This is a genomic window from Sphaerospermopsis reniformis (genome assembly GCF_005402885.1).
Classification (GTDB): domain Bacteria; phylum Cyanobacteriota; class Cyanobacteriia; order Cyanobacteriales; family Nostocaceae; genus Sphaerospermopsis; species Sphaerospermopsis kisseleviana.
The window spans coordinates 1-6510 of the sequence record NZ_BJCE01000275.1 but is presented as its reverse complement, the minus strand read 5'-3'; the positions used below and the strand labels follow the sequence as shown (position 1 = coordinate 6510).

3 protein-coding genes are annotated in these 6510 nt (G+C 36.3%); all 3 read right to left on the bottom strand.

Annotated features, from left to right (window positions below; translation table 11 throughout):
• A partial coding sequence (locus FFR48_RS24035) for a helix-turn-helix domain-containing protein (protein WP_137669115.1) occupies positions 1-434 on the bottom strand: 434 nt, incomplete at its 3' end.
• A 1867-nt stretch (positions 435-2301) separates the two neighbouring features.
• Entirely contained in the window at positions 2302-4827 is a 2526-nt protein-coding gene (locus FFR48_RS24030) for a mannose-1-phosphate guanyltransferase (RefSeq protein ID WP_137669114.1), read from the bottom strand.
• Positions 4828-5958: 1131 nt separating this feature from the next.
• The gene (locus FFR48_RS24025) at positions 5959-6228 is read right to left on the bottom strand and encodes a YciI family protein (RefSeq protein WP_137669112.1); all 270 of its coding nucleotides are present in this window, start codon (positions 6226-6228) and stop codon (positions 5959-5961) included.
• Positions 6229-6510 lie beyond the last annotated feature (282 nt).

Below are 6510 nucleotides of genomic sequence, written 5' to 3'. Positions count from 1 at the left end.
TGGCGATCGCTAATTTCAATTCCTAATTCATTGGCTAAATGTTTACTCAACCATTGAGCAGTCCAAGATCCAAAAGCATAGCCATATTCACGGGGACTATGAGTTACCAATTCTTTCAATCTTTCAATATATTGATTATTAACTGTTTTCGGTCTACCTATCCTTCTTTCATTCCATTTATGAGCCATTCCCGCCTCAGCAATACCGATCCAATATCTTGCCATCTCCTGAGAACAACCAATAATTTCACAGATATGAGATTGAGATTTACCCATATCTGCTAACAAGATAATTTCAATTCGTCTGCGATATTCTGGTTGTAAATCAGTTTGCAAGTTTTTTAACAATGTTCTCCTTTGAAAAGGTGTTAAAAACTTGCTATCGTGTGCATCGTAAAGATCCAAAACTTGATTTTGATGAGAAGAGAATGACATAATTCTTACCAGTTGCCGAATACTGTAAAATTTGGGCTAATTCACCTGTTACATCTGTTGCTAAAATCCAGATGTAAAATTCATAAATCACTTCTAACTAACTAAATATTTATGATATTTATGACGTGCTATGCAGCTAAAGCTGGCTGAAAAAATATACAGTAAAACACCTTTAAATCTTTATAATTGATTAATTCATAATTAGTTTTGAATAGAGATTTAGATCCCAAGCAAAACCTGGCTGCTTAGAGAATTGTTAAATTATCAGCAGTCTTTTAATTATGAATTATGAATTAGTAATTACTAATTGTTTTTAATCCTGCAATGCAGGTTCATCCAGCACCTTGCAAAGATTTAAGTTAGTTAGGTTGTGATTACCCAATCAGATTAAATGTGTTCCACAAATTGCAGCCTACAAATCATTTTGTTGGGGACAGGAAGCTGTTTATTTTTTAACACTAGCTTAACACTATAATTTTCTCATCAGCAGATTTTCATAAATCTGAAATTGTTTCTCAGCCAAGTTATCAGCCAAGTTAAAAGACAAGTTAAAAGACAATGCCAAATTTCTTCATGCTTTGTCTTGAAATACTATTAGTCATGGCATAATTTTCCTACATATTCACGAAAGTTTTATGAAAGTTTATACAAGGGCAGATAGTCTTTCTTGAATCTTTATACTAATCTTACATCAAATTTATATTTTTTGACGCAATACTTTAGTTTGATGAAATGCACCTTGATCTAAAATATTTAAATTCTTCATTTAAATTCTTCAATTTTGCAAAAATATAAAAAATAAATATGTTTTCCTAAAAAATAGATAAACCTCTACCTATTGAAGTAAACATATATTCTATTACCATCGGAAATATACCAAATTTTTATCTATCTGTAGTATGAGAATTTTCAATTAGATTTGTAACCTGTTAGTCATAAGTCAACTGATTTAATAAATCTAACCTGCGATAAATAATGAAACAAAAAATATAGTGTACTAAGTAGGAAGTAAGGGTTTAGCATTGCTAAACCCTTACCTGAATGTAATACCTAGATCCCCGACTTCTTCAAGAAGCAGGGGATCTATCCACTTTTGATTTTACGTTTAATTATGTTAAGCTACTGATATAGCGTTTCCCAGTCTAATGAAGTACACACCAATTTATTCACTGTTCCCTAAAACACAAAAACTTTGTACCTCACTAGCATGGGAATAGCTATAAAAAAAGAAGCTGTGTAATTTACCAGCTTCCATGATCGGTTAATAAATTGCCAATTGATGCAGTAGAGATAATCCTGTTTGGGAGAAATAGGATTACCATAAATGAAGCAGAAGTGTGATAAATCAAGGTGCTACACTCAAGGTACTATCAGCCATAAGGAAGATTTCACCGTAACTTTTCAATTTCCCATTTTACTGTCAGTGCTAAAGATGATCGTAAAAAACTAACATCTAAAATAGCCGTAGAATTTTGCTAACAATCTCAAATTTCGGGTTAGCCATTACCCAAATTTGTAATTGTTTAAACTGTCGGGAAAAAAGAACCACCAATAGTTACGCTTCATCTGTCTTGGTGTAAAAGGTAAACATTTGGTTGTTAGGAAAAAGCCTAACGGTAGGCTATTTCCACAGCTATTTATGTTGTTATTTATAATTTATAGGATTTTACGGATGTATATTTGCCATTCTGGCAGAATCTTACACTGGCTTTGGTAATAGGTAATGGGTAATGGGTAATTGATAATTGATAATTGATAATTGATAATTGATAATAGATCCCCGAATTGTTGAAGAAGTCGGGGATCTGGGTATGACGTTTTTTAAGGTTGAGTTACTGAGAAAATCCTGTACATCCTGATTCAGAAATCAAACTTCTGCGTAATGTTCCTGTTCTCGTTCTACAAAACTCTGAACACGGTTGCGATAGCTTCTCAAACTATCATCTACCCAATCGCGATCGCTGCTGTTAACAAATAAATGTACCAAAGGTTCACTAGCATCGGGTAAAACCAACACCCAACTATCATCATAAGGTTGACAAATTTTCACCCCATCAATTAATTCCAAATTTTGCGCGGGGTGAGTTTCCACCAAATAACGCATCAACGCTCCCTTAGCAGTCCAAGGACAACGAACGGTAGAATTTTTGTGAATAACGCGGGGTAATTCAGCACGGACAGCAGCAAGCGATCGCTCTTGAATTGTCAGCATTTCAATCAACTTCGCAATGCAAAACATGGAATCAAAACCCGGATGTAAATGCGGGAAAATAAAACCAGTTTCTCCACTTCCCCCTAAAACCACATGGGGATTTTTTTGACAAGCTTCCATCAACGCTGTCGGGTTAGCCTTAGTTCTAATTACCCTCCCATCATGACGACGTGCTACCTGTTCCACCGCACTAGAAGCATGAACCGGTACAACTACTGAACCTCTAGGATTAGATGTTAAAATCATTTCCACCATCAACGCCGTCAACATTTCTCCCCGCACGGGATAACCAGACTCATCCACTAAAATCAACTGTTCCCCATTTGCTGATACCTGTACCCCAAAATTAGCCTTGAGTGCTTCCACTACATGACCTAACTGAGTTAACAAACCTTCCCTCGTAGTAGTCGTCATCGCGGTTTTATTCACACTGGCATTCAAAACCACCGCATCAGCACCAAACTTATCTAACATCTGCGGTAACACAGCCCCTGAAACCGCATAAACATAGTCAATTACAACCTTTGCCCGACTATTACGCAAAGTTTCCACATTCAAAAGCTTTTCAAAAGCAGTACAGTAACGTTCAATCACCTGACTAGGATATACCACATCACCTATTTCGTGACTTTGCGCCCTCCGCATATCTTCTTTAAAATACGCCCCCTCAATTTTCTTTTCCTGGGCTTTGGTAATATTAATCCCCTTGCTATCCATGAATTCAATCAGGATATAATCAGGACGATCCGGGTGTACCCGCACATGAATACCACCCGCTACCCCAATTTTGGGAATCACGGTTCTAGTAATAGGAATAGCTGTCGAATCAAGATTTTGCACATCTACACCTACCGACATCAACCCAGCAATGAGAGAACGAGTTACCATTCGTGATACATTCCGCTGATCACGGGAAACACTCACCTGAGAACCGGGTTTTAAAGTCGAACCATAGGCAGCACCCAATTTGACAGCAAATTCCGGGCTAATATCAATATTAGCTAAACCTTGTACCCCCCGTTGACCAAATAAATTTCTTTGGGCAGTGTTACCCCAAATCAAATTAATGTTTAAAACAGCACCTGATTCAATTTTCTTACTTGGCCAAACTCGCACCCCAGGGCTGATTTGTGCTTCTTCTCCCACCGTAGAAAGCGAACCCACTACAGCAGCTTCTAATACATGAGCGCGGCGATCAACACGAGTCCCACGGGAGATTATACAAGCTGATAATTGGGCTTCATCGCCTATTATTGCGCCATTCCAAACTATAGGACGTTTTAAATTTGCATCTGCCCCAATAGTTACATTATCACCAATAATCGTCCCATCTTCAATTTGTACCCTTGCCCCAATGCGACAATTATCACCAATTATGGCAGGACTTTCAATTCTCGCACTGGGATCAATATAAGTATTTTGACCTATCCACACCCCAGAAGAAACTTCTTGATATGCAAACTCTAGTTTTACCTTCTTAGCTAAAGCATCATATTGCGCTTCCCGATAAGCATCTAAATGACCCACATCACACCAGTAACCTTGGGCAATATAGCCATAAATTGGTTCATTTTTCGCCAATAGTAAAGGAAATAAATCTTTAGAAAAATCGGATTCTGTATGTTCTGGCAAATATTCCAAAACTTCTGGTTCTAAAATATATGTTCCTGTATTCACAGTATCAGAAAAAATTTCACTAGTGGAAGGTTTTTCTAAGAATCGTTTGATACGTCCTTCTTCATCTGTAATTACTACCCCAAATTCAATCGGGTTAGGAACACGGGTTAAAATTAAAGTAGCTTTAGATTGTTTTTGTTTGTGAAATTCAATAGCTGCCGTCAGGTCAAAATCTGTGATACTATCACCGCTAATCACTAAAAAAGTTTCATCCAAAAGTTCAGCAATATTTTTAACACAACCTGCTGTTCCTAAAGGTTGGTCTTCTTCGATAGAGTATGTCATTTGTACGCCAAAATCGCTACCATCTTGGAAGTAATCTCGCAGGACATCGGGTAAATAGTGTAACGTAGCAATTATTTCTGTAATGTTATGCCGTTTGAGAAGATTGATAATATGTTCTGCAATGGGTCGGTTTAATATCGGCACCATTGGTTTTGGTAGATCACAGGTTAAAGGACGTAATCTTGTCCCTGAACCACCTGCCATTAGCACTGCACGCATAAATCCTCCTAATTACAGCCTTGGCTGCATCGAGATTCGTTATAAAAATTGGTTCTTCTTTATTTAGTCTCCTATGAATATTGATCTTTGAGGAACTTCCACAAGAAACATTTGATAAAAATTAAGTAAATCGACGCTTAAAATTATGTAAATAGTATTATTACAGCCCCGTATTTACATTACCCTTATTATATTTAACATAGCTGTAAATTTTCCCTACATCTTCCTATAAACTGCTGCTAATTCAGAACAATCAACTAACAACCAAACCTAAGTGTTCTGGATTTATTAGTAGCAATGGATATAATATACAAAAGTAATATAAATTTACATATACTTCTATATTTTTATTAACAATCTCTAGGACTTACGCCAGGATCAACCAAATATGAGGTATGGATTTCAGGCTTTTCAACGTGATTTTTTAATGATTTTTGGGCGATAGCGAAGCGCTGCTGCAAGCAGTTCGCTATTGATCGGAAGTTAATCGACAAAAGCCTGAAACGACGGATTTTCGTTCATGCACATCATGGTGAATTTGTACAGTGCGTAAGTCCTAATCTCTATAAATACCCCCATATTGGCATTGACTACCAAGCCGCATTCTGCAATACTATACTAATATCAACACATTGCAAAGTTAAGAGTTAAGTTTTACCTGCACCAATAGCGAAAAGCTTTGAAAAACTGTATTTTGGTAAGCAAATCTCTGCAATGTTTATGACTTATGATGCACAATTTTCTGTATTTACCATAGGAGTAGATTGTAATGGAATTAATTATTGTTGGGTTAACTGTGACTTATGTATTGGGCGCAGTGAAATTCTGGTCTGGTTTTAATAAGACTCATTTTACACAAACATTACTGAATCGTGTTGGATTTAGTTTATTATGGCCAGTTTTGTTTATTGCTAATTCGTCCTATCGTCGCAATTTTAAAAGAGCATTGAGAGATTAATTCATAATTCGTAAACAAGGGAATAGGTGACAGGTGATACAATTATGGATTTTCGATTTTGGATTTTGGATTGTTTTTGTTAACTCCAATCTAAAATCTAAAATCTAAAATCTCAAATCATTCTGACTTCTGACTCCTCCTGCAATTATGAATTATGAATTATGAATTATGAATTAAAAAGCTTGAATCCACTCTTTAATAGAATACTCTGTCCAGATGCCATTTTGCCAATAAGGATCAGCTTCCACTAACTGACGCACGGTGTTTTCGTCTTCCGCTTCATAAATTCCAAAAACTTTGGTGACATCTTTTGTAGGACCCAGGGTAATTAAAATTCCTGCTTCTTTTTGTTTTGCTAGTCCTTCTAAGTGTGCTTGACGGTGGGGTTCTCGTTTGGTTAGTACGTCTTCGCAGTAGCTTCCCCACATTACGTATTTTGGCATGGTGTTGTTATTTTTATAATTGGTGAAATATTTATTTTAGATGTATTGGGAATTGTAGTCAATTATGATGAGGGGATATTTGGTATAATTTATATGATTAGTCTCTCCTAGATAACGAGCAAATATAGGTTAAAAATTTTATGATACCGATGATTCCGATACAAAAAAGCTAACTAATGCTAACAAAAGTTGGCTTTTTCTTCCTGTTTCACCCTAGCAGTGTCGGCACTATCTAGTCCACAGGCTAACACGATCAATCTGACCGCTTCTTGTTTTAAATTA